A 22,044-nucleotide genomic window follows, 5' to 3' on the forward strand; every position below is an offset into this window, starting at 1 on the left:
TATCATCGCGTCTCCCCAAAGAAAGCTTGACCCCAGCACTCCGGTGCTCAGGTTCTCCTGGCTGCCGGATGCGCACGTCTGCGGTCTTCACCGGATGCGTACCAGGCGCTCGGCCTGATGCGCCGCGACATCGACGGGCCGGCGCTCGGCGAACTCATCTTCAACAACATGAACATGATGTTCATCGAATTCGTGAAGCGCGAGGAGGCGAGGATTGCCGAGCTGCGCGCTGCAATACGCCGGCAAAACAGGATATTGGTGGCGGCGATCGGAGTGTAAGAAGATCAAGGGCGAGTTGGGCCTGCAACACAAATCGCCGCAGCCGGAGCATCGCCTACCGGTTGATCAGCCATAGAATGGCCGAGAGCACGATGCTGACCAGTATCCCCGTGGTGATAGGGACATAAAGCCTGAAGTTCTCACGCTCGATCACGATATCGCCGGGCAGCCTGCCAAGGCCGGTCCGAGCCAACCAAGGCCACAGCAGGCCTATGGCAACTATGCTGAGACCAACCACGATCAGAGTTCGCGACATGGCAGCATCCTGCCGACAAAAAATGCCGAACGCCTAGTATGGACCCGGATCACCCAGCCGTTAGGCCTGCTCGAGCGAGGATTTCAGGAGCCGGCATGACATGCCCGTGCGGCTTGCAGTAGACGGGGTCGATCGCGTGATAGCCAAGCAGATGGCCGAGTGGCGCCAGGATCCCCAGCGCCACTCGCTGAATCGCAGGTGGCGGGTGCGTGAAGACGATCACGTCGGCAAATTCCCTGGCGATGACTGCTGCCTGAAGCGGCGAAGGTCTACCTTTTCTGTCTACCTTGCCGGCATTGGCCAAGCCGAAGAGCATGCCGATCAGCAGCTCGAAACGGTTCGGGTCGACATTGTCCGCACCTGGCGCCCGGTCGACTTCGACCAGGACATGCGCTTCTTCGGTTTTGCTGCTGTTCCACCAATCATGTGCGACGCCTGCTTCGACCGTGGCGGATTGGCCAGGCTCCAGGGACAAAGTCTTCCCGGCGATGCAAGCGTCGAGACGGCCACGGAGGACGGTAAACCGTTCCGTCAGGTTCGGGTGGAAGTGCTCGCCCACCACTGCGGCTCCCGGCCGGGCGGTCAGATGAGCGATGCCAGGTCCCTGGCCGCGGTCTTCGGTGCCACGCAGGATGACCGCATATTCGCCGGTCACCTTGTTCTCGTAGACATCTCCACAGCGTGACATGGATCGGTTCCGGAGTTTCAGAGCACCACTGCCCGGCAACTCTATCGTCAACGGCTTGGTCGTTCAACGACGCTCCAACGGGCGATTGCGGAAACACCAGTTTCCGGCTCTTCGTCAACGCGGGCGATCAGCGCTCTACCGAACATGCTTAGGCGGCCGCGCTCGCGGAAACGGCACGACCGTCAGTGGCGCCTTGCGGAATTCCGCGATGGCTATTTCTTCAATCAGCGCGTCGAGGGCCTCGTTGACGCGTCGGCTCGTTTCATCCGCGCCGCAGAGGCGGTTTTGTGCGCACTCCAAAAGCTCGCGCGCCGCGGCGAAATCACTTCGCATGACAACACCCTTTGGTTTTTGGCCCGCCGCACCGACATTGTCGGCGCGCTTAATTGAGCGAGTGCTAATATACATAGGAGCAATTTAATCGAATGGTACGAGATGGCCGAGGCCGGGAGAGAGGGCCGAAATGACGGCTCTGCAACGGCGAAGTCACGCCCGGGCTCAGCGTCTCTAGATATGAGATGCTAACTCGTTGTCTGGCGACAGATTTTGCCAGCAATTTCACGGAAGTTTCTGGTGACCCGACGAGGACGGTCCCGACACGTACGCCCCTAATACGATCTTGGGCGGCTTATATATTCTCTGGCGGCGGCAATCTGGCGCCGGTGCTCGCGGAGGAAGGCTGCGCCGAAACAAATGGCAAAGGCCAGTACTGAAAGGCTTGTCGTTGCTCTTGATGTTGGATCGGGATCGGGACTTAGCAGGAAACGGAAACCGAACGCGAAGGCGAAGACGATAAATCCGCCAAATATGCCGTTGATGAAGGGGGCGGTCGTGCGTTTCTGCTCCAACGAAGACTCCTAGGTTTTCCGCTAGGGAACTATGGTTTCCGCCAGGGAATATATGCGTTGAAGCTGATGTGCTACCGATCCTGACGGCCCCGGCCTGTGGATATCGGGGATGAGCAGATATCAAGCGCCCCGGAGGTCTCAAGAAGCCCGTACTGGTGCCCCCGGACGGGATCGAACCGCCGACCTTCGGTTTACAAAACCGCTGCTCTACCAGCTGAGCTACAAGGGCACGGCGCTTCGGTTACCATATTTGATGCGCCAGTAAAGACAAAACTCCGTTTTTCGGTTCCCGGCGAACGCGCCGGTTCTGCCGCCGGGGCGTCCTGAAAACGGCCAATTCGCTTCCTATATTGATGGAAGGTGCAATCGCATCAGCGAGGCTGTCGCATGATCAGGTTTGTCATCATTCTCCCGCTCGTCGTCGTGGCCTGGGTTCTCCTGGTGAAGCTCGTCAAGGATCTGAAGCGCGCCAATATCGACTGGACCGGCGTCACCACCATCATAGGCTTCATCGCGCTCGCCTTCTGGCTTCGCCACATCACCGGGATGGGGTGAGGCCTGCCGGTTGTTCCGGTGAACTGTCGACGGCGCGACCATTCGTGGTCGCGCATCAGACCGCGCGATTTCGCCCGCCGAGAAAAAATCCAAAAGGACCTTCGAACCTTTTTCCTTGTCGCGACGACTGATGGTCAAGAGGCGGTTGGATCGCCTCCCACAACAAGGAGATCGTCATGTTCAAGCGCACCATCATTTCCGGCCTCGTCGCCACCACTGTCGCCGCCGCCATGCTGGTCGGCACCGTTCAGCCGTCGGCCGCCCATCACAAGCACAAGCACCTCGGCATCGGCATTGCCGCAGGTGTCGGCGGCTTCCTGCTCGGCAGCGCGCTGGCCCAGCCGCGCACCGTCTATATCGAGGAAGACGGCGGCTCGTGGCACGTCCGGCGCTGCCTCAATCGCTACCAGAGCTACGACCCGTACTCGGACACCTATGTCGGCTACGACGGCTATCGCCATCGCTGCTGGCTTTGAGGGCCACGATGCCAGCTTGGGAGGACGTGACCGTTTCATGCAACCGGAAGGGCGCCCCACTGGCCCTTTTTCTGTTGTTCGGCGATAGGCTTCCTGTCGAAATCGACTGACTATCAGTGTCGGCGCTGCCCCTCATCTGCCTGCCGGCATCTTCTCCCCGTATAGTGACAGGGAGAAGGGACGCTCTCGGCGATGATTTCGCCAGTCTCCAGCGCTGCAAGAGGGCGCCAAGGTCGCGGTCAGCTTCTTTCTCCCCGTCACTATGCGGGGAGAAATGCCCGGTAGGCCAATGAGGGGCAGCGCCAGCTTCAGTCTCCAAGCAATTTAGCTATCATTTGTCTCTGATTTCACCAGGAACCCGGCAGTATACAGCGATTTCCCAACAGCCTAGTCTGCACCGATAGCGAAACAGGGAGAGGGCGCTTGGGCGAGCAAGATCCGAACGAAGAGCCGATCGAGACAATTTTCCGCAACGGCACGATCACCACCGTCGGCATCCTGCTGGCGTTCTCGCTGGGCTTCATCACGCATTGGGCCGCCAACCCGATACCATGGGAAATCTATCACCTGGCCGCCGTCGCGCCGATTTTGATCGGCATTGCCCTGCAGATACGAGCGCTGCGGTTGCTGCTCGACTTAACGTCTCTACAACGGCGCGTTTATGAACGCGCCAATCGTATCTTCATTGCCGGCCTAATCTTCACCGCCTGCGGAGTTGGGCTGGCGATGCTGCTTGATTTCTACGACCTATCGACCAAGAGCGCGGTGCCCGGGGCCTAGCTTTGGCCATCCTGGCAGATGTCGCACCATTCGACGCTGGTCAGCGCAGCCATGCGCTCGGTTCGCTGCGAAGACCGGGAGGGGTCGGCAGCCCGCCGATCATCCTTGTCACCTTCGCCGCCGCATCGTGCACAAGCGGGCCGATCTCGGCCAGCCGTTCCGGCGTTACCCGCACCGTCGGCCCGGAAACCGAAACGCCGCCGATCGGCTCGCCGAACTCATTGAAGATGGCGGCGGCAACGCAGCGCATGCCCGGATGCCGCTCCTCGTCGTCTACCGACCAGCCGCGCAGCTTGATCGTCACCAGGTCGCGGGCGAGCGCCGGGATATCGGACAGCGTGTTTTCGGTGAAGCGCTCCAGCCCGGCCCGGCGCAGGATGGTGGCGACGCGTTCCGGCTCGAGATGCGCCAGCACTGCCTTGCCGATGCCCGAGGCATGGAAGGAGCTGCGCGTGCCCGGCCGGAAAAAGGCGCGGATCGCCTGATGCGTCTCGACCTGGCTGACAAAGACGACGCAATCGTCCTCGGCGACGCCGAGATTGGCGGTCTCGCCGGTCTTCTCCATCAATTCCTGCATGACGATACGGGCGCGGTCGACCAGCTTGCGGCGGCGCAGGAACGCCGCGCCCATGCGATAGGTCTCGACGCCGATCGACCACAGCTGGTCGGTACCGTCGAACTCGACCATGCCGTGGTTCTCCAGCGTCGTCAGCATGCGGTAGGCGGTGGATGCCGGCAGACCGGAACTGGCGGCGATCTCGCTCAGCGACAGGCCGCTGCCATCGGCAACGATTGCCAGGATGCGCAGTGCCCGGTCCAGCGACTGCACCGAAGCGGCCTCGGACGGTCCGTTGACGGCGCGCGGCCGGCCGCGCTGGCGTTTTTCGGTGGTTTCCATCGGGCCATTCTTCGCTCTGTTCGCCCAGCAAGGCAATGAAAAAGTTTTTCACCGATTTGCGAAGCGAATTCGTGGAAAACAAAAAGGCCAATCAATGCAACCAACAAGAGTTGTTTTCTAGAAATGGAAAAATATTCTGAAAAAATTGAAAAATCATTGGGGCGCTGGCATCATCGGCTATCAACAATTCCGTGGAGGCTGACATGGCCAGGATGCGCGCAGTCGACGCAGCGGTTCTCGTTCTCGAAAAGGAAGGCATCTCCTGTGCCTTCGGCGTGCCGGGTGCTGCGATCAACCCGCTCTACTCGGCGCTGAAGGCGAGGGGCAGTATCCGCCACATCCTTGCGCGGCACGTCGAGGCGGCTTCGCATATGGCCGAAGGGTTTACCCGCGCCAGATCGGGCAATATCGGTCTGTGCGTCGGCACTTCGGGTCCGGCCGGCACCGACATGATCACCGGCCTCTATTCGGCCGCTGCCGATTCAATTCCCATCCTCTGCATCACCGGGCAGGCGCCGCGCGCGCGTCTCAACAAGGAGGATTTTCAGGCCGTCGACATTGCGGCGATCGCCGCACCCGTCGCCAAATGGGCGGTCACCGTCATGGAACCCTATCTGGTGCCGATGGCGCTGCAGAAAGCGTTCCATCTGATGCGCTCGTCGCGGCCGGGGCCGGTGCTGATCGATTTGCCTGTCGATGTGCAACTGACCGAGATCGAGTTCGACATCGATGCCTACGAGCCGCTGGTGCCGTTCAAGCCGGCAATGTCGCGCGCCCAGGCCGAGAAGGCGTTGAAGATGCTGAACGCGGCGGAAAAGCCTGTCATCGTCGCCGGCGGCGGCATCATCAACGCCGACGCGTCCGATCTGCTGATCGAGTTCGCCGAGGTCGCCGGCGTGCCTGTCATTCCGACGCTGATGGGCTGGGGCGCGATCCCCGACGACCACCGCCTGATGGCCGGCATGTGCGGGCTGCAGACCTCGCACCGCTATGGCAACGCGACGATGCTCGAAGCCGACTTTGTCTTCGGCATCGGCAACCGCTGGGCCAACCGCCACACCGGTTCGGTCGACGTCTACACCAAGGGCAAGAAATTCATTCACGTCGATATCGAGCCGACGCAGATCGGCCGGGTCTTCGCACCGGACCTTGGCGTCGTCTCAGATGCTGGTGCGGCGCTTAAGATGCTGCTCGACGTCGCCACCGAGTGGAGGACGGCCGGAAAATTGCGCGACTGGTCGGGCTGGGTCGGCGAATGCCGGCAGCGCAAGAAGACAATGAAGCGCAAGACGCATTTCGACCAGGTGCCGCTGAAGCCGCAGCGCGTCTACGAGGAGATGAACAAGGCGTTCGGCCGCGACACCACCTATGTCACCACGATCGGCCTGTCCCAGATCGCCGGGGCGCAATTCCTGCACGTCTACAAGCCACGCAACTGGATCAATTGCGGCCAGGCCGGCCCGCTCGGCTGGACATTGCCGGCAGCCCTCGGTGTTCGCGCCGCCGATCCGGACCGCACAATTGTGGCATTGTCCGGCGATTATGATTTCCAGTTCATGATCGAGGAACTGGCGGCCGGCGCACAGCACAAATTGCCCTACATCCATGTCGTCGTGAACAACGCCTATCTCGGGCTGATCCGCCAGGCGCAGCGCGGCTTTTCGATGGATTTCGAAGTCAGCCTGGCCTTCGAGAACGTCAACCGGAAAGACGAGCCTGAGGCCGGCTACGGCGTCGACCACGTCGCCGTTGCCGAGGCGATGGGCTGCAAGGCGGTCCGGGTGCGCCGGCCGGAGGAATTCGCCGGTGCCTTCGAAGAAGCAAAGCGCCTGATGAACGAGCACCAGGTTCCGGTGGTGCTCGAATTCATCCTCGAGCGCGTCACCAACGTTTCGATGGGTACCGAAATCGACAAGATCACCGAATTCGAGGAGCTTGCCGAACGCCATGAAGATGCCCCCACGGCGATCGTCATGCTCGATTAAGCCGCATATGAGGAACTACTGCCATGCCACGGTTCTCAGCCAATCTTTCGATGCTCTTTGGCGAGCATGACTTCCTCGACCGCTTCGATGCCGCCGCCCGCGCCGGCTTCAAGGGCGTCGAGTATATCGGCCCCTATGACCATGCGCCGGATGTCGTCGCAGCCAGGTTGAAGAAGAACGGGCTGACGCAGGTCCTGTTCAACCTGCCTGCCGGCGACTGGGCCAAGGGCGAGCGCGGCATCGCGATCCTGCCCGACCGCATCCCGGAGTTCCGGCAAGGCATTGCCAAGGTCGTCACCTATGCGCACGCATTGGGCTGCGAGCAGGTCAATTGCCTCGCCGGCATCACGCCGCAAGGCGTCGATCGCTCCGTGCTGGAAGACGTCTTCGCCGAAAATCTGGCTTTCGCGGCGGAAAAGCTGGAGCAGGCCGGCATCAGGCTGCTGATCGAGCCGATCAACACCCGCGACATTCCGGGCTTCTTCCTGAATTACTCGGACCAGGCCCTGGCGCTGATCGACCGCGTCGGCTCGAAGAACCTGTTCCTGCAATACGATATCTATCACATGCAGATCATGGAGGGGGATCTCGCCCGTACCATCGAGGCAAACCTCCACCGCATCGCGCATATCCAGCTTGCGGATAATCCCGGCCGTCATGAGCCGGGGACGGGCGAGATCAATTTTCCCTTCCTGTACAACCACATCGACCGCATCGGCTATTCCGGCTGGGTCGGGGCGGAGTACAAGCCGAAGGGCGGAACGGAAGCCGGGCTTGGGTGGTTCAGGGACCTGGCCGGGCAGGGGAGTGCGGCAGCATAGACGCAACGTGTCGCACGTCGCGTTCCTGCGCGCCCCCTTAACATGCGCGCCCCCTTAACAAGAGACGGAGAAAGACATGGACACCATCGGCTTCATCGGTCTCGGCATCATGGGCGCGCCGATGGCGGGGCATCTGCTAGACGCCGGTTATCAGGTCGTCGCTAGCGACCACCGCTCGAAACCGCCGTCCGACCTCGTCGCCAAGGGCCTGAAGCCCGTCACCGGCCATGATGCCGTCGCGCGTGCCGCCGACATCGTCATCACCATGGTTCCGGATACGCCGCAGGTCGCCGACGTGCTGTTCGCTGAGAATGGCGTCGCGTCAGGCCTCACTAAAGGCAAGCTGGTCATCGACATGAGCTCGATCTCGCCGATCGAGACCAAGGAATTCGCAAAAAAGATCAACGATGTCGGCTGCGACTATCTCGATGCGCCGGTGTCGGGCGGCGAGGTCGGGGCCAAAGCGGCATCGCTGACCATCATGGTCGGCGGCGAAAAAAATGCCTACGAACGCGCCAGGCCTATCTTCGAGAAGATAGGCAAGAACATCACTCTGGTCGGACCCAACGGCGTCGGCCAGATCACCAAGGTTGCCAACCAGATCGTCGTTGCGCTGACCATCGAGGCCGTCGCCGAAGCGCTTGTTTTTGCATCGAAAGCCGGCGCCAACCCGGCCAAGGTCAGGCAGGCGCTGCTGGGCGGGCTCGCAAACTCGCGCATCCTGGAAGTGCATGGCGAGCGCATGATCAAGCGCACTTTCGCGCCCGGCTTCCGCATCGAACTCCACCAGAAGGACCTGAATCTCGCCCTTGAAGGCGCGAAAGCGCTCGGCGTCGCCCTGCCCAACACTTCAACGACGCAGCAATTGTTCAACTCGTGCGCGGCCAACGGCGGCGCTAAGGAAGATCATTCGGCGCTGGTTCGGGCGCTGGAGCGGATGGCCAACTTCGAGATTGGTTAGAGAGTTTGCTGGCTGCTGCCAGGCAATTTGAACTCACCGATATTGGCAGCTATCCGCTCGAGGGCTGGGACAAGCGTCCCGTTCTCGAACGCTTCGCTAAGAGCTCCGTCAACCCATCTTTCATCGGTCAAGTTGCTGGCGACGCGATAATGGATCTCTGTGACGTCCATGGAGGTCAGGGCTTCGGCGTTCTCCGGCAACCAACTCTCCCGGCCGGCGTTGACGTCGAGAAATTTTCCAAAATCGGCTGGATTCTCAAGGCCGTGGACAAGCTCGAACATGTCATCCATCACGGCGTGGTAGCGGTCGTTCGCCTCGTCATAAAACTCCGGCGGAGTGAGTGTTCTCAATGTGCCGATCGTACTCGCGAGAAGCGCGAGCCATTCTCCCTGGTTTGAGAACGCCTTGTACATACCGATCGCTCGATCAATCCGCTGAAAGAAATTTCCCCGCCGCATAAAGCGCCACCGCGGCGGCATTCGACACGTTGAGCGAGCGGATGGCGCCCGGCATGTCGAGGCGGGCGAGCGTCGTCACCGTTTCGCGCGTTTTCTGGCGCAGGCCTTTGCCCTCGGCGCCAAGTACCAACGCGATCTTTTCTCCGGCAAAGCTGGTTTCAAGTTCCGCCGGCCCGTCCGAATCCAGCCCTATCGTCTGGAATCCGGCCTCGCGCAGCTGCTCCAGCGCATCGGCGAGGTTCTTCACCTCGATCTGGTCGATGTGCTCCAGCGCACCGGAGGCCGACTTCGCCAGCACGCCGGATTCCTGCGGGCTGTGGCGCGCCGTGGTGATCAATGCACCGGCGCCGAAAGCCACCGCCGAGCGCAGGATCGCACCGACATTGTGCGGATCGGTGATCTGGTCGAGCACCAGCACCAGCCTGGTGTCGCCGAGCGCATCGAGGCGTTTCGGTTTCAGCGGCTCGGCCTCGATCAGCACGCCCTGGTGCACGGCATCCGAGCCGGTGATCTTGTCGATGTCCCTGGGTTCGACCAACTCCGCCTTGAAGGGCAAAGCGCCAAGGTCGGCGATTGCCAGCCGCTCGGCAGCGTTGCGCGTCACCAGCATCTTCCTGATTTTGCGGCGCGGATTGTCGAGTGCGGCCCGCACCGTGTGCAGCCCGTAGAGCCGCACCAGCCCATCCGCCGGGTTCTCGCCGGGCGGCACCGGCTGGCGCGGCCTGAACGCCGGCGCGCCGCCGCTCTTCTCGTCGCGATGCGCGCGGCGCAGCTTGGCGTAGTGGGTGTCTTTAGGGGTCTTGGATTTGTTGTCGTTGCTCATGGCCGGCTTCTATAGCCGTGTCGTCCGGCCATGGATACAGCTGCATAAGCTGCTTGTCGGGCGAGGCGTGAGATTCAGCGCTTTTTGCCGGACGGTTGCGGTTGACAGTTTTGGGCGCTGCCGCCATAAGGCGCTTCGCGGAAGGGCTGCTTTGGCAGCCGCGACGCGTCGATGCCTCGTTGCATGGCTCCGGCGGCAGACTGGAGAGGTGCCCGAGTGGTTAAAGGGGACGGACTGTAAATCCGTTGGCTATGCCTACGTTGGTTCAAATCCAACCCTCTCCACCACTGCCGGCCCGGAAGCCCTGAAACGCAGAGCGAGCGTCGGAGCGGATCCGATGCTTGACTGAAAGGCGCGGGTATAGCTCAGTGGTAGAGCAGCAGCCTTCCAAGCTGAATATGCGGGTTCGATTCCCGCTACCCGCTCCAGATTTCCCCCAAGCCGCGGCGCACCTCGCGCACGATGCCGAAGCAGGCAGCCCCAAGCGAAGCGCTTTGCCGATAGTTCAAAGTATTCGTTGCGCGTCCAGACGGACGCGCATCTTAATCTGTGTTATCGTTGTCCCGAACCGCAGGCGGTGTGGGGCGACAGGCGTCAGCTCGCGAATTTGCTGAATATGGACGCGAGTTGGTTCTGCTGCGGCACTTGCCCGTTCGGCGTCAGCTGGTCGACAAGCCCTGGCAAGGCCGCCGACAGTTGCTTGAGCAGGTCCTGTTGGTTCAGACCCGTCCTTTGCGCGATCTCCTGAATGATCTGCGGGCCGAGGGCACTGCCCAGATCGCTGGGGTTGATCGGCTGGTTCTGACCGGTGCCGACCCACGAATTGGCAACGTTGCCGTGGCCGGCGTCCTTCAGTTTGTCGAGCAGTCCGCCCAGACCGCCGAGCAGTCCGCCATCGGCGGATGCGGTTGTATCGGGCGGGACGGGGGCAGGGCTCTGCGCCGCCTCCGGCTGGGCGGAACTTCCACCGCTCAGCATTTTTCCCACCAAAAGTGCGCCGAGCGCGATCATCAGCGGCTTGGCGACGTTGCCGCCGGGAACGGCATTGTCAAACAGTCCCATCGTGGATCTCCATGTCAAATTGCCCGTCCGTCTCCAACAATGACGCATCCATGGCGAATTTCAAGCCGGTTTGAGCTTTCCGTAATCATGATTTTCAAGTTGGCTTGAGCTTTGCTTAATAATGTGGAAGTAATCGGGTGCGGGGAACGGAGAGGAAAAATGTCAATATTAAGCTGGATTATTCTCGGCGTCATCGCCGGCTTCATAGGCAGCAAGATCGTCAATAAAAGCGGGCAAGGCCTGGTGCTCGACATCGTGCTCGGGATTGTCGGCGCCATCGTCGGCGGGCTCATCTTCAGCGCCTTTGGCGCGTCGGGCGTTACCGGGCTCAACATCTATAGCCTGATCGTCGCCGTGGTCGGTGCCGTGGTTGTCCTGTGGGCCTATCATCAGTTCAGCGGCAAGAGGGCACTGTAGAAGCCGTCCGGCAGTTGCGTCGGCATTCGGGTGAATGCCGACCCCCTATCTGATCCTTTTGAGGATTTAGCGGATCAGCGTGTTGAGGCCGGCTTCCAGCCCTCTCACCATGATCGGCCATAATTCCTCGAGCAGTCGCTGCCATGCGGCATCGCGCCCAATCCTCACCGGCAGATTTGGCATCGCGCCCATTGCCACCGTCACGTCGCCGCGCAGCCGCTCGCCACAGGCGCTTGCGCCGCTGATCGTCGGATTGAAGGGCAGCCGGGTGAAATCCCATTTTCCACGCTGCTCGATGCCGAGATTGCTCTCGACTTCGGCATGCGACAGCACCGTTTTGGGCGTGACCTTGATGCGGTAGTATTTGCAGAGTTCGGCGACAACCGCGGTCATCGCGTCCCACTGCGCCCTGGTCATCGGATAGCCGCCGGCATCGAACGGCCTTTCCTCCGCCCCGGCCATGCAGCAGAGCGAAACCCCGATCGAGCCGCCGTTGCAGTTGAGCGTGTGCGCGGCATATCCCGGTTTTACCCGGCCCGAATTGAGCGCGATCGAAGGCCGGCCCCTGACCAGGCGGCCATTCCCCTCGACCAGTATGTGATACGCATCCCTGTCGGTATCGCCGGCCGAATGCGAGCCGGCCGTCCAGTGGCAAATGACGCGCTTCATCGCAACATTGGGCAACCAGTCGGGCGGCAATGCCACCGAAATCCCCGCGACATAAGTTCAGTGACGGAGCACAGTATAGTTTCCTTGGCGGCCCACGCGAAAACGAAACGATAATTTGGTTGAGCGTTTTCTAACGGTCAGCTATTCGCCGGCATCTCCGGCGACCGCGTGTTCTCTGTATTGCGGCAGATCGTCGGTGATCGTGAACCACTTCGCCTTCGAGCCGACGAAGATGTGCTGCATCGGCCGGATGGTCGGCTCGTCGACGAGGGTTCCCATGGCGACATGCACGAAGGCACCGTCGCGGACCACCGAATAGAGCAACGAGCCGCAGGTCTTGCAGTGCGCGTCATGGCCGGTTTCATCGCCGAAGATCGTGAGATTGTCCTCGCCCTTGGTCAGGCTCAGCCTGTCGCGCTCGATGCCGGCGAATGGCTTGAACGCCGAGCCGGTGGTGCGCCGGCAGTTCGAGCAGTGGCAGTTCGCGGCGTAGACGAACGCGTCCGCCACCGCGTACTGAACGGCGCCGCACAGACACTTTCCGATAAGCCTGCGGTTGCGTGAATTCTGGTTGTCATCCGGGCTTGCCACGCGCTCCTCCTATTGTGCAGGCCGATTTCAGTTTCAAGCGACGACGGTCAACCGGCGCTTGCGCTCGTCGAGCGAGACGATGGTCAACCCGCTGGCGACCACCAGCAGGATGCCGCAGATGGCCAGCGCATTCGGGAGTTGCCGGAATACCACTACGCCTGAAATCACCGCCCAGACGGTAAAGCAATAGTAGAACGGCGCCACCACGCTGGTCGGCCCGACGCGATAGGCCATGAAGATGAAGAAGTGGCCGAAGATCAGGAACAGTCCGGCGCCGCCCATCAGCAGCAGGTGACGGATTTCAGGCACCACCCACTGCTCGGAAACCAGATGCGCAACGCCGGCGCCCGCGAGCACGACAATCACCGCGGAAATAGCTACAACCATTCCCGGCACGTCGGCGGCGACCTTGCGTCCGGCCAGATCGCGCGCCGCGGACAGGGCGGCATTGCCTAGCGCCAGCAGGGCATAGACCGAAATCCCCTGCATTGTCGGTTGTGCCACCATCACTGCGCCGATAAAGCCGAGCCCGATCAGCGCCAGGCGCAGCCCACCGATCCGTTCGCCAAACAGCATCGAGGAGCCGACCAGCATCAGCAAGGGCGTGATCTGCCCGAGCGCGGTCGAATCGGCGATCTGCATGTTGGCGAGCGCCACCACGTAGCAAAGGATCGCACCCAGTTCGAGCATGTTCCTGCGCAAAACCTTGGCGTCGAGGATCAGCCGGATCTGCTTGCCATAGCCCAGCATGAACAGCAGCGGAATGCCCCACAATGTTGCCGCAGCGCCGCGCAGGAACAGCACCTCATAGGGCGGCAGTCCCGCGGTTGCGAGCTTCATCATCGTGTCGTTGACGATGTAGGACCCGGTCGAAACGACCATGAACAGCGGGCCTCGTATGGCAGTCGGGATGAAATGCATCGGCCCACGAAATCAGACCGGCGCCAGGGCGGCAATGGGCCAGATCCGGCTGTAAATCCGTCAAAGCCGTCAGCCGCCGCCACAACCATTCCAATTGCCCTTGTTCGTTCCTATATCCGCGCCACATTCTCCGAAACCGGATCACGCGTTCGGGCGGGCGAGCGCGCTCGGCGACAAGGCACTTGTGTTTTTCGGCCTTAGTCGCTAATCGCCCCGCATTCGACTGAACTGAAGGTCCAGGCCGTCCCCAGGCCGTCCAAGGAAAGAGACTATGGCAAAAGGTAAATTCGAGCGCACTAAGCCTCATGTGAACATTGGCACGATTGGTCACGTCGACCATGGCAAGACGTCGCTGACGGCGGCGATCACCAAGTATTTTGGCGAATACAAGCGCTACGACCAGATCGATGCGGCGCCCGAAGAGAAGGCGCGCGGCATCACCATTTCGACGGCGCACGTCGAATACGAGACCGCCAACCGCCACTATGCCCATGTCGACTGCCCCGGCCACGCCGACTATGTCAAGAACATGATCACCGGTGCCGCGCAGATGGACGGCGCGATCCTGGTGGTGTCGGCCGCCGACGGCCCGATGCCGCAGACCCGCGAGCACATCCTGCTCGCCCGCCAGGTCGGCGTGCCCTCGATCGTGGTGTTCTTGAACAAGGTCGACCAGGTCGACGACGCCGAGCTGCTCGAGCTGGTCGAGCTCGAGGTGCGTGAGCTTTTGACCAAGAACGAGTTCCCCGGCGACGACATTCCGATCGTCAAGGGTTCGGCGCTTGCCGCCCTTGAAGACAGCGACAAGAAGATCGGCGAGGACGCCATCCGCGAACTGATGGCTGCGGTCGATGCCTACATCCCGACGCCGGTTCGTCCGCTCGACAAGCCGTTCCTGATGCCGATCGAGGACGTGTTCTCGATCTCGGGCCGTGGCACGGTGGTGACCGGCCGCGTCGAGCGCGGCGTCGTCAAGGTCGGCGAGGAGCTGGAGATCGTCGGCATCCGTCCGACCACCAAGACGACCTGCACGGGCGTCGAGATGTTCCGCAAGCTGCTCGACCAGGGCCAGGCCGGCGACAACATCGGCGCGCTGCTGCGCGGTGTCGACCGCGAGGGCGTCGAGCGCGGCCAAGTCCTGGCCAAGCCCGGCACCGTCAAGCCGCACAAGAAGTTCGTTGCCGAAGCCTACATCCTGACCAAGGACGAGGGCGGCCGCCACACGCCGTTCTTCACCAACTACCGTCCGCAGTTCTATTTCCGCACGACGGACGTGACCGGCATCGTGTCGCTGCCGGAAGGCACCGAGATGGTGATGCCGGGCGACAACATCACCGTCGATGTCGAGCTGATCGTGCCGATCGCCATGGAAGAGAAGCTGCGCTTCGCCATCCGTGAAGGCGGCCGCACCGTCGGTGCCGGCATCGTCGTCACCATCACAGAGTAATCGCCGGTGCTGCCGGTTGAGATCGGATGCAAAGGGGCGGTCTTCGGGCCGCCCTTTTGATTCTGATATTCTGGCAATGGATTAACCGCATTGCTTCAAATCCTGTTGCAAGCGCCTCTGCCATAACTAGTATAGGTTGCATCGAGGGGGGCTGCCCAAATGGTTCCATGGCGCCGTTTGCATAGTCAGGCATGGTGGTCGCTAGGGCTGATCTGCCTGGTGTCGTTGCTTGCCATGGGCCACGCTGCCTTCGCAGCGGATGCAAAGAAATCCACGCCGGAAAAATCCGCGCCGGATTTCGGCCCGACGATGCGGTTCGTCGTCGTGCGCAGCAGCGCGCCGGGCTGCGAGCCGACCTGTCCGGAATGGATATCGGCGGAAGGCTCGATAGAAGCCGGCACGCCGGCCCTGTTCAAACGCGCGCTGAAAGCGCTTGGCGGCCGAAAGCTGCCGATCGTCGTCGATTCCCCCGGCGGCAATGTCGAAGCGGCGCTGACACTTGGTCGCCTGATCCGCAAGAACAAGCTCGATATCGCCGTCGGCAAAACCCGCTTCGTCGGCTGTCTGCCAGATGTGAAGAACTGCAAGGAAAACGACGGCAAGAGCGCCCGTTATTTTGGCAATGCTTATGCCGATGGCGCCATCTGCAATTCCGCCTGTCCGTTGATGTTTTCCGGCGGCATCCGGCGCGTGGTAGGCGAATGGGCCTTTCTCGGCGTCCATCAGATCACCACGACCTATATCCGGACGAAATTGCTGTACCGCACCACCTACCGCATGGTGAAGGGCAAGAAGAAGATTCTCAGCACCAAGGTCGTCAGCCGGAAGAACGCCGGCAGCTACAAGACCTATGAGATGAACAAGCCGCTGGAGCGGAAGCTGGCGGCCTATCTGAAGGAGATGGGCGTCGGCCTGGGTGTGCTCGAGACCATGAAAAGCACACCGGCCAGCGGTATCCAGCAATTGGCTCCCTACGACATGCTGCAAATGAATCTCGTCACCAGCCGGGATGCCGTCGACCTGCTGACCGCGCCAACCCTATGCACGTCCGATCCGTTGCCGGCGAGTTGCAGGGAGGTGCCGGCGCCGGCGAACATCACGAAGCCGGCCGGCGAAGTGGTGGCGAAAGCCGAGCCTGCACCCGCAGGGCTCGAAACCCCGCGGCCGAAGGAGGTCGCAGACATGCGCTTCTTCCTGGTCCGCGGCAGCAACCCGCTTTGCAATCCAAACTGCCCGGAATGGATCTCGGCCGAAGGCACGATTGCGCCTCAGACCCCGCAGAAGCTGCGCCAGTTGCTCGCCATGCTTGGCAACCGACGGCTGCCGGTGGTGGTCAGCTCACAAGGAGGCGACCTGTTCAGTGCTCTGGCGGTGGGGCGACTTATCCACGAAAAGAAGCTCGACATCGCCGTCGCCCGCACCGATTTCGTTGGCTGCGACCCGGGAGAGTGGAGTTGCTTGGCTAAAGAGGGCGCCTATGCCGGCCTGACCGTCGATTCGGGAGCGGCATGCGATTCGGCCTGCGCGCTCATGCTTGCCGGCGGCGTCAGACGGTTTGTCGGTCCGCAAGCGCGGCTCGGCATGTACCTGATGGGACAGCAGCAGATAATTAAGACCTATCTCGAGGACATGGCGATTGGTCCCGGTCTGTTCGCCGCGCTCGAGCAGCGCTCGGTCGAGCGCCAGCTCGAACCCGACCTAATGCTGAAGGTTGGACTAACGACGGGGCCGCAGTCAGTGGACGCGCTGACGGGCGCCACCATCTGCAAGTCGTCGCCGAAGCCCGACAACTGCCGCGTTCTGCCGTCCGCCAGCGCCGAGGCAGAGACGCCGGCGAAGCTTTAGCGCAACCTTGCACTGGCCATCGAGGCAGGTTGAGCGGCGCTCGATGTTTCCGCTATCGTCCAGCGCAGTTGAAGACCAGCATGGGAGGGATCGCGAATGAGCCAGGATGTCCCGACATTGTTTGAATGGGCAGGCGGCACCGAAGCGCTGAACCGCCTGACCCAAACCTTCTACGACAACGTCTCTCGGGACCCCATCGTCGGGCCGGTGTTCAAACATATGTCGCCGGATCATCCCGCTCACGTCGCGGCTTTCATCGGCGAAGTTTTTGGTGGACCGAAAACCTACAGCGAAAAGCACGGCGGCCATCGCGAGATGGTGATGCACCATCTCGGCAAGCATCTGACCGAGGAGCAGCGCCGGCGCTGGATCAACCTTCTCGCCGACGCCGCCGACGAGGTCGGCCTGCCTGACGATCCCGAATTCCGCTCGGCCTTCATGGCCTATGTCGAATGGGGATCGCGGCTGGCCAAGATGAACTCCAACAAGGGCCCGACCTGCGACCCCGAGAGCGAACCAATGCCGGCCTGGGGTTGGGGGGTGCCGGGCGGCCCCTACAAGCCGCCTTCGGGAACCTGACCGCGCGCGAATCGGTCGAAAGCCTGCCGCCAGGACCCGATTTGCGGGAAATGGGTGGCAGTGAATGGTTCGATCCGCCAGGCTGGAACGGTTTGAGGCCGCCGTGGCTGGCGGGGGCCGCGCTGAAAAACCGGAGGCCTGCGATGGGATCGGACAGCAAAGCAAATTCTGACAGCGACCGCGGATCCCGAAATCCGTTTGGCGTCATGGACGTCCCCACTCCCGACGACGAGGAGGTGTTGGCGTTCGCCGCCGGCGTGAAACTGGAGGGAACTCCAAGCGATGAAAATGCCGAGGCATGGGGCACCGAAAGTGACCGCGACCGCAACGACACCATCGAAGGCAGCTGGTCCAGCCGATGGAACGGCGGTGCCGATCCCACGATCCCGGGCGATAGCAAGGATAAATGGAAGTCCGGCCGGGGCGAGGTGAAGGCGGCGGGGGAGAGGGTTTACCTGCTGTTCGATTGGCATGATGGCGTGCGCAAGGGGGTCATCGATGCGCGGCGCCAGGGTGCGAAAGGGCTGGTGGGAAAATACATCAATCTGACCGACCCGAAAATCGTACGTCCCTGGGTCGGCCTAATCGTCAGCAATCAACGGATCGACGGGAAATGGCCGGGAGGACGCCTGGACTTTCGAAGATGAAGGCCGGGTAGCGCACGTCGCTCTTTACAGAGCGCGCGGAAGCTTTTAGGAAGCGCCTGCTGCGCCGACATGCGCATACGGGCATAGCTCAGTTGGTAGAGCGGCGGTCTCCAAAACCGCAGGTCGTAGGTTCGAGCCCTGCTGCCCGTGCCATTCTTTGAATGGATACCTAAAAACGATTCTTTTGCAGTGCGGCCTTTGAAAATCGGCTTGTGACTTGCCATATAGCATAAGTTGCGGCATAAGGGCCGCATAGCCGGGACGGGACGACTGGATGGTTCCGAGGCGGCGTTTGGCCATAAAGCGGACACTTGCCACTTGCGTGGATCAAGAATCGGTTTTATGTAGACGAGACAGACACGCGACGCGTGGAGCTGGGAAGCCGGCTTTACGCGTCTGATTTGCATGGGCGAAATGATTGCGCTGATTCGGCGCGAACGCACGCTCAAGCGGCACGTCCCGGCCAGCGGGATCATCCAGGAGGCCCGGCCAACGGGTCTTGCAGACAGAGCGGCATATGGCTTCGAAAACCACAAATCCCTTCACCTTTCTCCAGCAGGTTCGCGCGGAGACCGCCAAGGTCACTTGGCCGTCGCGGCGCGAAACGATGATCTCGACGGTGATGGTCCTTGTGTTCGCGGTCATCGCGATGATCTTTTTCTTTACCGCAGACGTGGCCATGGGCTTTGCGGTCGAAAAAATCCTCGGCCTCGGACAGTAAGTCCGGCGATTACGGAGAAGTCTTGAAATGACCGCGCGGTGGTACATCGTCCACGCCTACTCGAACTTTGAAAAGAAGGTCGCCGAGGACATCGAGAACAAGGCCAAGCAGAAGGGCCTGTCCGCCGACATCGAGCAGATCGTGGTGCCGACCGAGAAGGTCGTCGAGATCCGCCGCGGCCGCAAGGTCGATGCCGAGCGCAAGTTCTTTCCGGGCTATGTGCTGCTGAAAGCCAATCTGACCGACGCCGTGTTCTCGCTCGTCAAGAACACGCCGAAGGTCACCGGTTTCCTGGGCGACTCCAAGCCGGTGCCGATCACCGAAGCCGAAGCCCAGCGTATCCTGAACCAGGTTCAGGAAGGCGTCGAGCGGCCGAAGCCGTCGGTGACGTTCGAGATCGGCGAAGCGATCCGCGTTTCAGATGGACCATTCGCGTCGTTCAACGGTTTCGTCCAGGAAGTGGACGAGGAGCGGGCGCGGCTCAAGGTGGAAGTTTCGATCTTCGGGCGCGCCGTGCCGGTCGATCTGGAATTCGGACAGGTCGAGAAGGGCTGATCCGAAATCCCTGCACCGGTTTCGGCGGCAGGGAAGGCGGCGCGGAGATCGCGCGGCCAAAAACGGGTGGGAGGCGAATGCGGCTTTAGCCGGCCGCGCGGACCGCACCACCAGACTGCAACCGCCGGCAAGACCGGCATGAGAAAAGGCAGGAAGAGAGATGGCTAAGAAAATTGCAGGCCAGCTCAAGCTCCAGGTTTCCGCGGGATCGGCCACGCCGTCGCCCCCGATCGGCCCGGCGCTTGGTCAGCGTGGCATCAACATCATGGAGTTCTGCAAGGCGTTCAACGCGCAGACCCAGGAAATGGAAAAGGGCTCGCCGGTTCCGGTCGTCATCACCTACTACCAGGACAAGTCGTTCACCTTCGTCATGAAGACGCCACCGGTGAGCTATTTCCTGAAGAAGGCTGCGAACCTGAAGTCGGGCTCGAAGGAGCCGGGCAAGGTCAAGGCCGGCACGATCGGCCGCGACAAGGTGCGCGCCATCGCCGAGCAGAAGATGAAGGATCTGAACGCAAACGACGTCGAGGCGGCCATGCGCATGGTCGAGGGCTCCGCCCGCTCGATGGGTCTGGAAGTGGTGGGCTGAGATCATGGCAAAGATTGCAAAGCGTGTATCGAAGACCCGCGAAGGCATCGATCCCAACAAGGCTTACGCTTTGGGTGAGGCGCTGAAGCTGCTCAAGGATCGCTCCTCGGTGAAGTTCGACGAGACGATCGAAGTCGCGATGAACCTCGGCGTCGACCCGCGCCATGCCGACCAGATGGTCCGCGGCGTGGTCAACCTGCCGAACGGCACCGGCCGCAGCGTTCGCGTCGCCGTCTTCGCGCGTGGCGACAAGGCTGAGGAGGCCAAGGCCGCCGGCGCCGACATCGTCGGAGCCGAGGATCTGGTCGACATCGTCCAGAAGGGCACGATCGACTTCGACCGCTGCATCGCCACGCCGGACATGATGCCGCTGGTCGGCCGTCTCGGCAAGGTGCTCGGTCCGCGCGGCATGATGCCGAACCCGAAGGTCGGCACCGTCACTACCGACGTTACCGCCGCCGTCAAGGCATCGAAGGGCGGCGCCGTCGAGTTCCGCGTCGAGAAGGCCGGCATCGTTCACGCCGGCGTCGGCAAGGTCTCGTTCGACGTCAAGGCGCTGGAAGAAAACGTCCGCGCCTTCGCTGATGCGGTGACCAGGGCAAAGCCGGCTGGTGCCAAGGGCAACTACGTCAAGAAGGTGTCGGTCACCTCGACGATGGGCCCGGGCCTCAAGCTCGACGTCTCGACGCTCGCAGCGTCCTGATACGAACAATTGGATCGGCCGCTAAAACGCTGATCCGTGAAAGAATTCCGGGCCTCCGACCTGTCGGCGGCCCGGTACCGGAAGTCGAAAGGCTTCCGGACATCCTGTCCGAGATTGCAGGCGGCCCCCAAGCCTTAGGTGATGTGGGCCTTAATTCATGTGGGCCTGCATGAGACGGGTGAAGACCGGACAAAGGAGCCACAGGCTCCAATGAAAGGTTCGAACCGTGTTTGCCTTTTGTCTGCGCACCGTCCGGCTTGCCGGCAGGTGTGGCGAAAGGGGGCAGGATCCTCGAGCGTCGTTCGGGAGATCCGTTACTGGATGGCCCGGCCGGCAAAAGGCAACCGACGCCTGTCCTTCATAGAGGGCAGGGGTCAACTGGAGATAGGCAGTGGACAGAGCGGAAAAACGCGAACTCGTCACGGGCCTGAATGATGCGTTCTCAAGCGCTGGTTCAGTCGTCGTGGCCCACTACGCCGGTATCACCGTCGCGCAAATGAACGACCTTCGGTCGAAAATGCGCGCCGCCGGTGGCACCGTCAAAGTCGCGAAGAACCGTCTCGCCAAGATCGCTCTTCAGGGCACGGACTCCGCATCGATCATCGAGCTGTTCAAGGGACAGACGCTGATCGCCTATTCGGAGGATCCGATTGCGGCGCCGAAGGTCGCGTCCGATTTCGCCAAGGGAAATGACAAGCTCGTCATTCTCGGCGGCGCAATGGGCACCACCTCGCTCAATGCCGACGGTGTAAAGGCACTCGCCACACTTCCGTCGCTCGATGAGCTGCGCGCCAGGCTGGTTGGCATGATCGCCACGCCGGCAACCCGGATCGCCCAGATCGTCAATGCGCCTGCGGCTTCGGTCGCGCGCGTCATCGGCGCTTACGCCCGGAAGGACGAGGCGGCATGAGGCCGTTCCTCGCTATCACAAACACACGTTCGAACCTTATGAAGGAACATTGCAATGGCTGATCTGGCAAAGATCGTAGACGACCTTTCGAAGCTGACCGTCCTCGAAGCGGCCGAGCTGTCGAAGCTTCTTGAAGAAAAGTGGGGCGTTTCCGCCGCTGCTCCGGTGGCGGTTGCCGCTGCCGGCGGCGCTGCGGCCGCTGCTGCTCCGGTCGAGGAAAAGACGGAATTCGACGTCGTCCTCACCGAGGCAGGCGCTCAGAAGATCAACGTCATCAAGGAAGTTCGCGCCATCACCGGTCTTGGCCTCAAGGAAGCCAAGGACCTGGTCGAGGCGGCTCCGAAGCCGGTCAAGGAAGCCGTTTCCAAGGCCGACGCGGACAAGTTCAAGGCCCAGCTGGAAGCAGCCGGCGCCAAGGTCGAACTGAAGTAAGCGTTGAGTACCGGCGGGCCGCGTCGCGCCGGCCGCCACTCCATTAGCCGGGAATGGGGGCTGGGTTAAGCGCAGAGTGCGCAAAACAATTTACAGAGGGCCGCCAACCGGGCTTCAAGAAACCGGGT

General features: G+C 61.7%; 29 protein-coding genes and 4 tRNA genes. 21 read left to right on the forward strand and 12 right to left on the reverse strand.

All coding sequences use genetic code 11. The features are described from left to right. Window positions 1-117 precede the first annotated feature (117 nt). Entirely contained in the window at window positions 118-279 is a 162-nt protein-coding gene (locus NKJ15_RS31840; RefSeq protein WP_352819663.1) for a hypothetical protein, read from the forward strand. 55 nt (window positions 280-334) lie between these two features. Here NKJ15_RS31840 and NKJ15_RS31845 read toward each other — a convergent pair whose 3' ends face one another. From NKJ15_RS31845 to NKJ15_RS31865, 5 genes are all read right to left on the reverse strand, one after another. Next, the gene (locus tag NKJ15_RS31845; protein WP_023679908.1) at window positions 335-535 is read right to left on the reverse strand and encodes a DUF2905 domain-containing protein; all 201 of its coding nucleotides are present in this window, start codon (window positions 533-535) and stop codon (window positions 335-337) included. Window positions 536-584: 49 nt separating this feature from the next. Then, window positions 585-1,223, reverse strand: a complete 639-nt coding sequence (locus NKJ15_RS31850; protein ID WP_352819665.1) for a cupin domain-containing protein — start codon at window positions 1,221-1,223, stop codon at window positions 585-587. A 135-nt stretch (window positions 1,224-1,358) separates the two neighbouring features. Next, window positions 1,359-1,556, reverse strand: a complete 198-nt coding sequence (locus NKJ15_RS31855) for a hypothetical protein (RefSeq protein WP_084641813.1) — start codon at window positions 1,554-1,556, stop codon at window positions 1,359-1,361. 275 nt (window positions 1,557-1,831) lie between these two features. Beyond that, the gene (locus NKJ15_RS31860; protein ID WP_156937488.1) at window positions 1,832-2,071 is read right to left on the reverse strand and encodes a hypothetical protein; all 240 of its coding nucleotides are present in this window, start codon (window positions 2,069-2,071) and stop codon (window positions 1,832-1,834) included. A 153-nt stretch (window positions 2,072-2,224) separates the two neighbouring features. After that, window positions 2,225-2,300: transfer RNA gene (locus NKJ15_RS31865), tRNA-Thr, on the reverse strand. A gap of 158 nt (window positions 2,301-2,458) precedes the next feature. Here NKJ15_RS31865 and NKJ15_RS31870 point away from each other — a divergent pair. The 3 genes from NKJ15_RS31870 (at window position 2,459) to NKJ15_RS31880 (ending at window position 3,882) form a co-directional block, all read left to right on the forward strand. After that, on the forward strand, window positions 2,459-2,626 hold the full coding sequence (locus NKJ15_RS31870) for a hypothetical protein (protein ID WP_292661863.1): 168 nt from the start codon (window positions 2,459-2,461) through the stop codon (window positions 2,624-2,626). Between the two features lie 176 nt (window positions 2,627-2,802). Further along, a complete protein-coding gene (locus NKJ15_RS31875) occupies window positions 2,803-3,102 on the forward strand; it encodes a BA14K family protein (RefSeq protein ID WP_352766692.1) in 300 nt (99 codons plus the stop codon). Between the two features lie 423 nt (window positions 3,103-3,525). Further along, window positions 3,526-3,882 (forward strand): hypothetical protein, encoded by a 357-nt coding sequence (locus NKJ15_RS31880; protein WP_352685048.1) that lies wholly within the window; start codon window positions 3,526-3,528, stop codon window positions 3,880-3,882. A gap of 40 nt (window positions 3,883-3,922) precedes the next feature. Here the strand turns inward: NKJ15_RS31880 and bhcR are convergent, their stop codons facing one another. Continuing rightward, a complete protein-coding gene (gene bhcR, locus NKJ15_RS31885) occupies window positions 3,923-4,780 on the reverse strand; it encodes an HTH-type transcriptional regulator BhcR (protein WP_352819667.1) in 858 nt (285 codons plus the stop codon). Window positions 4,781-4,983: 203 nt separating this feature from the next. Between bhcR and gcl the strand changes: the two genes are divergently transcribed. From gcl to NKJ15_RS31900, 3 genes are all read left to right on the forward strand, one after another. Next, on the forward strand, window positions 4,984-6,765 hold the full coding sequence (gene gcl / locus NKJ15_RS31890; protein ID WP_352819669.1) for a glyoxylate carboligase: 1,782 nt from the start codon (window positions 4,984-4,986) through the stop codon (window positions 6,763-6,765). A 23-nt stretch (window positions 6,766-6,788) separates the two neighbouring features. Next, window positions 6,789-7,586: a hydroxypyruvate isomerase gene (hyi, locus tag NKJ15_RS31895; RefSeq protein ID WP_352819671.1), complete on the forward strand. Its 798-nt coding sequence runs from the start codon at window positions 6,789-6,791 to the stop codon at window positions 7,584-7,586. Between the two features lie 76 nt (window positions 7,587-7,662). Further along, a complete protein-coding gene (locus NKJ15_RS31900; protein WP_352819673.1) occupies window positions 7,663-8,547 on the forward strand; it encodes a 2-hydroxy-3-oxopropionate reductase in 885 nt (294 codons plus the stop codon). On the opposite strand, the gene NKJ15_RS31905 is transcribed toward NKJ15_RS31900, so the two are convergent. After that, window positions 8,544-8,960, reverse strand: coding sequence for a DUF6508 domain-containing protein (locus NKJ15_RS31905; RefSeq protein ID WP_352819674.1), 417 nt, complete (start codon window positions 8,958-8,960; stop codon window positions 8,544-8,546). The genes NKJ15_RS31900 and NKJ15_RS31905 overlap by 4 nt on opposite strands. Window positions 8,961-8,973: 13 nt before the next feature. After that, entirely contained in the window at window positions 8,974-9,828 is an 855-nt protein-coding gene (locus tag NKJ15_RS31910; protein WP_352819675.1) for a TrmH family RNA methyltransferase, read from the reverse strand. Between the two features lie 202 nt (window positions 9,829-10,030). On the opposite strand from NKJ15_RS31910, the gene NKJ15_RS31915 reads away from it, so the two are divergent. Then, window positions 10,031-10,115, forward strand: a tRNA-Tyr gene (locus NKJ15_RS31915). A 67-nt stretch (window positions 10,116-10,182) separates the two neighbouring features. Then, a tRNA-Gly gene (locus tag NKJ15_RS31920) sits at window positions 10,183-10,256 on the forward strand. A 166-nt stretch (window positions 10,257-10,422) separates the two neighbouring features. Here the strand turns inward: NKJ15_RS31920 and NKJ15_RS31925 are convergent. After that, window positions 10,423-10,890: a YidB family protein gene (locus NKJ15_RS31925; RefSeq protein ID WP_023680430.1), complete on the reverse strand. Its 468-nt coding sequence runs from the start codon at window positions 10,888-10,890 to the stop codon at window positions 10,423-10,425. A gap of 159 nt (window positions 10,891-11,049) precedes the next feature. On the opposite strand from NKJ15_RS31925, the gene NKJ15_RS31930 reads away from it, so the two are divergent. Beyond that, complete coding sequence (locus NKJ15_RS31930; RefSeq protein WP_023717513.1) at window positions 11,050-11,307, forward strand: GlsB/YeaQ/YmgE family stress response membrane protein; 258 nt, start codon at window positions 11,050-11,052, stop codon at window positions 11,305-11,307. Window positions 11,308-11,373: 66 nt separating this feature from the next. Here NKJ15_RS31930 and NKJ15_RS31935 read toward each other — a convergent pair whose 3' ends face one another. From NKJ15_RS31935 to NKJ15_RS31945, 3 genes are all read right to left on the reverse strand, one after another. Further along, the gene (locus tag NKJ15_RS31935; RefSeq protein ID WP_352819677.1) at window positions 11,374-12,012 is read right to left on the reverse strand and encodes a peptidoglycan recognition protein family protein; all 639 of its coding nucleotides are present in this window, start codon (window positions 12,010-12,012) and stop codon (window positions 11,374-11,376) included. Between the two features lie 105 nt (window positions 12,013-12,117). Next, window positions 12,118-12,567, reverse strand: a complete 450-nt coding sequence (locus tag NKJ15_RS31940; protein WP_352819679.1) for a GFA family protein — start codon at window positions 12,565-12,567, stop codon at window positions 12,118-12,120. A 33-nt stretch (window positions 12,568-12,600) separates the two neighbouring features. Beyond that, complete coding sequence (locus tag NKJ15_RS31945; protein WP_352509811.1) at window positions 12,601-13,488, reverse strand: DMT family transporter; 888 nt, start codon at window positions 13,486-13,488, stop codon at window positions 12,601-12,603. A 271-nt stretch (window positions 13,489-13,759) separates the two neighbouring features. On the opposite strand from NKJ15_RS31945, the gene tuf reads away from it, so the two are divergent. The 11 genes from tuf (at window position 13,760) to rplL (ending at window position 21,916) form a co-directional block, all read left to right on the forward strand. Beyond that, window positions 13,760-14,935, forward strand: coding sequence for an elongation factor Tu (gene tuf / locus NKJ15_RS31950; RefSeq protein ID WP_352614181.1), 1,176 nt, complete (start codon window positions 13,760-13,762; stop codon window positions 14,933-14,935). Between the two features lie 159 nt (window positions 14,936-15,094). Then, window positions 15,095-16,780, forward strand: a complete 1,686-nt coding sequence (locus NKJ15_RS31955) for a COG3904 family protein (protein WP_352819681.1) — start codon at window positions 15,095-15,097, stop codon at window positions 16,778-16,780. Window positions 16,781-16,876: 96 nt separating this feature from the next. Then, on the forward strand, window positions 16,877-17,359 hold the full coding sequence (locus tag NKJ15_RS31960; RefSeq protein ID WP_352819683.1) for a group II truncated hemoglobin: 483 nt from the start codon (window positions 16,877-16,879) through the stop codon (window positions 17,357-17,359). Window positions 17,360-17,502: 143 nt separating this feature from the next. Further along, window positions 17,503-18,006 (forward strand): hypothetical protein, encoded by a 504-nt coding sequence (locus NKJ15_RS31965; RefSeq protein ID WP_352819685.1) that lies wholly within the window; start codon window positions 17,503-17,505, stop codon window positions 18,004-18,006. 77 nt (window positions 18,007-18,083) lie between these two features. Continuing rightward, window positions 18,084-18,159, forward strand: a tRNA-Trp gene (locus NKJ15_RS31970). 364 nt (window positions 18,160-18,523) lie between these two features. Continuing rightward, a complete protein-coding gene (gene secE / locus NKJ15_RS31975) occupies window positions 18,524-18,727 on the forward strand; it encodes a preprotein translocase subunit SecE (protein WP_023680439.1) in 204 nt (67 codons plus the stop codon). 27 nt (window positions 18,728-18,754) lie between these two features. Then, on the forward strand, window positions 18,755-19,282 hold the full coding sequence (gene nusG, locus NKJ15_RS31980) for a transcription termination/antitermination protein NusG (RefSeq protein ID WP_006333333.1): 528 nt from the start codon (window positions 18,755-18,757) through the stop codon (window positions 19,280-19,282). A 160-nt stretch (window positions 19,283-19,442) separates the two neighbouring features. Next, window positions 19,443-19,871: a 50S ribosomal protein L11 gene (gene rplK / locus NKJ15_RS31985; RefSeq protein WP_023680440.1), complete on the forward strand. Its 429-nt coding sequence runs from the start codon at window positions 19,443-19,445 to the stop codon at window positions 19,869-19,871. Between the two features lie 4 nt (window positions 19,872-19,875). Continuing rightward, entirely contained in the window at window positions 19,876-20,574 is a 699-nt protein-coding gene (gene rplA, locus NKJ15_RS31990; RefSeq protein WP_023680441.1) for a 50S ribosomal protein L1, read from the forward strand. A gap of 391 nt (window positions 20,575-20,965) precedes the next feature. Beyond that, the gene (gene rplJ, locus NKJ15_RS31995; protein ID WP_008875657.1) at window positions 20,966-21,484 is read left to right on the forward strand and encodes a 50S ribosomal protein L10; all 519 of its coding nucleotides are present in this window, start codon (window positions 20,966-20,968) and stop codon (window positions 21,482-21,484) included. A 54-nt stretch (window positions 21,485-21,538) separates the two neighbouring features. Continuing rightward, window positions 21,539-21,916 (forward strand): 50S ribosomal protein L7/L12, encoded by a 378-nt coding sequence (gene rplL, locus NKJ15_RS32000; protein WP_023680442.1) that lies wholly within the window; start codon window positions 21,539-21,541, stop codon window positions 21,914-21,916. The last annotated feature ends 128 nt before the right edge of the window (window positions 21,917-22,044 follow it).

Source organism: Mesorhizobium sp. M0207 (assembly GCF_040321995.1).
Lineage (GTDB): Bacteria > Pseudomonadota > Alphaproteobacteria > Rhizobiales > Rhizobiaceae > Mesorhizobium.

Excerpts from the sequence above, each read along its gene's own strand:
- NKJ15_RS31955 (WP_352819681.1), top strand. The coding sequence starts at position 15,095 with ATGGTTCCATGGCGCCGTTTGCATAGTCAGGCATGGTGGTCGCTAGGG.
- NKJ15_RS31925 (WP_023680430.1), bottom strand. The coding sequence starts at position 10,890 with ATGGGACTGTTTGACAATGCCGTTCCCGGCGGCAACGTCGCCAAGCCG.
- NKJ15_RS31900 (WP_352819673.1), top strand. The coding sequence starts at position 7,663 with ATGGACACCATCGGCTTCATCGGTCTCGGCATCATGGGCGCGCCGATG.
- NKJ15_RS31845 (WP_023679908.1), bottom strand. The coding sequence starts at position 535 with ATGTCGCGAACTCTGATCGTGGTTGGTCTCAGCATAGTTGCCATAGGC.
- NKJ15_RS31945 (WP_352509811.1), bottom strand. The coding sequence starts at position 13,488 with ATGCATTTCATCCCGACTGCCATACGAGGCCCGCTGTTCATGGTCGTT.
- NKJ15_RS31850 (WP_352819665.1), bottom strand. The coding sequence starts at position 1,223 with ATGTCACGCTGTGGAGATGTCTACGAGAACAAGGTGACCGGCGAATAT.
- NKJ15_RS31965 (WP_352819685.1), top strand. The coding sequence starts at position 17,503 with ATGGGATCGGACAGCAAAGCAAATTCTGACAGCGACCGCGGATCCCGA.
- NKJ15_RS31840 (WP_352819663.1), top strand. The coding sequence starts at position 118 with ATGCGCCGCGACATCGACGGGCCGGCGCTCGGCGAACTCATCTTCAAC.
- NKJ15_RS31875 (WP_352766692.1), top strand. The coding sequence starts at position 2,803 with ATGTTCAAGCGCACCATCATTTCCGGCCTCGTCGCCACCACTGTCGCC.
- secE (WP_023680439.1), top strand. The coding sequence starts at position 18,524 with ATGGCTTCGAAAACCACAAATCCCTTCACCTTTCTCCAGCAGGTTCGC.
- NKJ15_RS31930 (WP_023717513.1), top strand. The coding sequence starts at position 11,050 with ATGTCAATATTAAGCTGGATTATTCTCGGCGTCATCGCCGGCTTCATA.
- bhcR (WP_352819667.1), bottom strand. The coding sequence starts at position 4,780 with ATGGAAACCACCGAAAAACGCCAGCGCGGCCGGCCGCGCGCCGTCAAC.
- NKJ15_RS31870 (WP_292661863.1), top strand. The coding sequence starts at position 2,459 with ATGATCAGGTTTGTCATCATTCTCCCGCTCGTCGTCGTGGCCTGGGTT.
- NKJ15_RS31960 (WP_352819683.1), top strand. The coding sequence starts at position 16,877 with ATGAGCCAGGATGTCCCGACATTGTTTGAATGGGCAGGCGGCACCGAA.
- tuf (WP_352614181.1), top strand. The coding sequence starts at position 13,760 with ATGGCAAAAGGTAAATTCGAGCGCACTAAGCCTCATGTGAACATTGGC.
- nusG (WP_006333333.1), top strand. The coding sequence starts at position 18,755 with ATGACCGCGCGGTGGTACATCGTCCACGCCTACTCGAACTTTGAAAAG.
- NKJ15_RS31855 (WP_084641813.1), bottom strand. The coding sequence starts at position 1,556 with ATGCGAAGTGATTTCGCCGCGGCGCGCGAGCTTTTGGAGTGCGCACAA.
- NKJ15_RS31905 (WP_352819674.1), bottom strand. The coding sequence starts at position 8,960 with ATGTACAAGGCGTTCTCAAACCAGGGAGAATGGCTCGCGCTTCTCGCG.
- NKJ15_RS31910 (WP_352819675.1), bottom strand. The coding sequence starts at position 9,828 with ATGAGCAACGACAACAAATCCAAGACCCCTAAAGACACCCACTACGCC.
- rplA (WP_023680441.1), top strand. The coding sequence starts at position 19,876 with ATGGCAAAGATTGCAAAGCGTGTATCGAAGACCCGCGAAGGCATCGAT.
- rplL (WP_023680442.1), top strand. The coding sequence starts at position 21,539 with ATGGCTGATCTGGCAAAGATCGTAGACGACCTTTCGAAGCTGACCGTC.
- rplK (WP_023680440.1), top strand. The coding sequence starts at position 19,443 with ATGGCTAAGAAAATTGCAGGCCAGCTCAAGCTCCAGGTTTCCGCGGGA.
- gcl (WP_352819669.1), top strand. The coding sequence starts at position 4,984 with ATGGCCAGGATGCGCGCAGTCGACGCAGCGGTTCTCGTTCTCGAAAAG.
- hyi (WP_352819671.1), top strand. The coding sequence starts at position 6,789 with ATGCCACGGTTCTCAGCCAATCTTTCGATGCTCTTTGGCGAGCATGAC.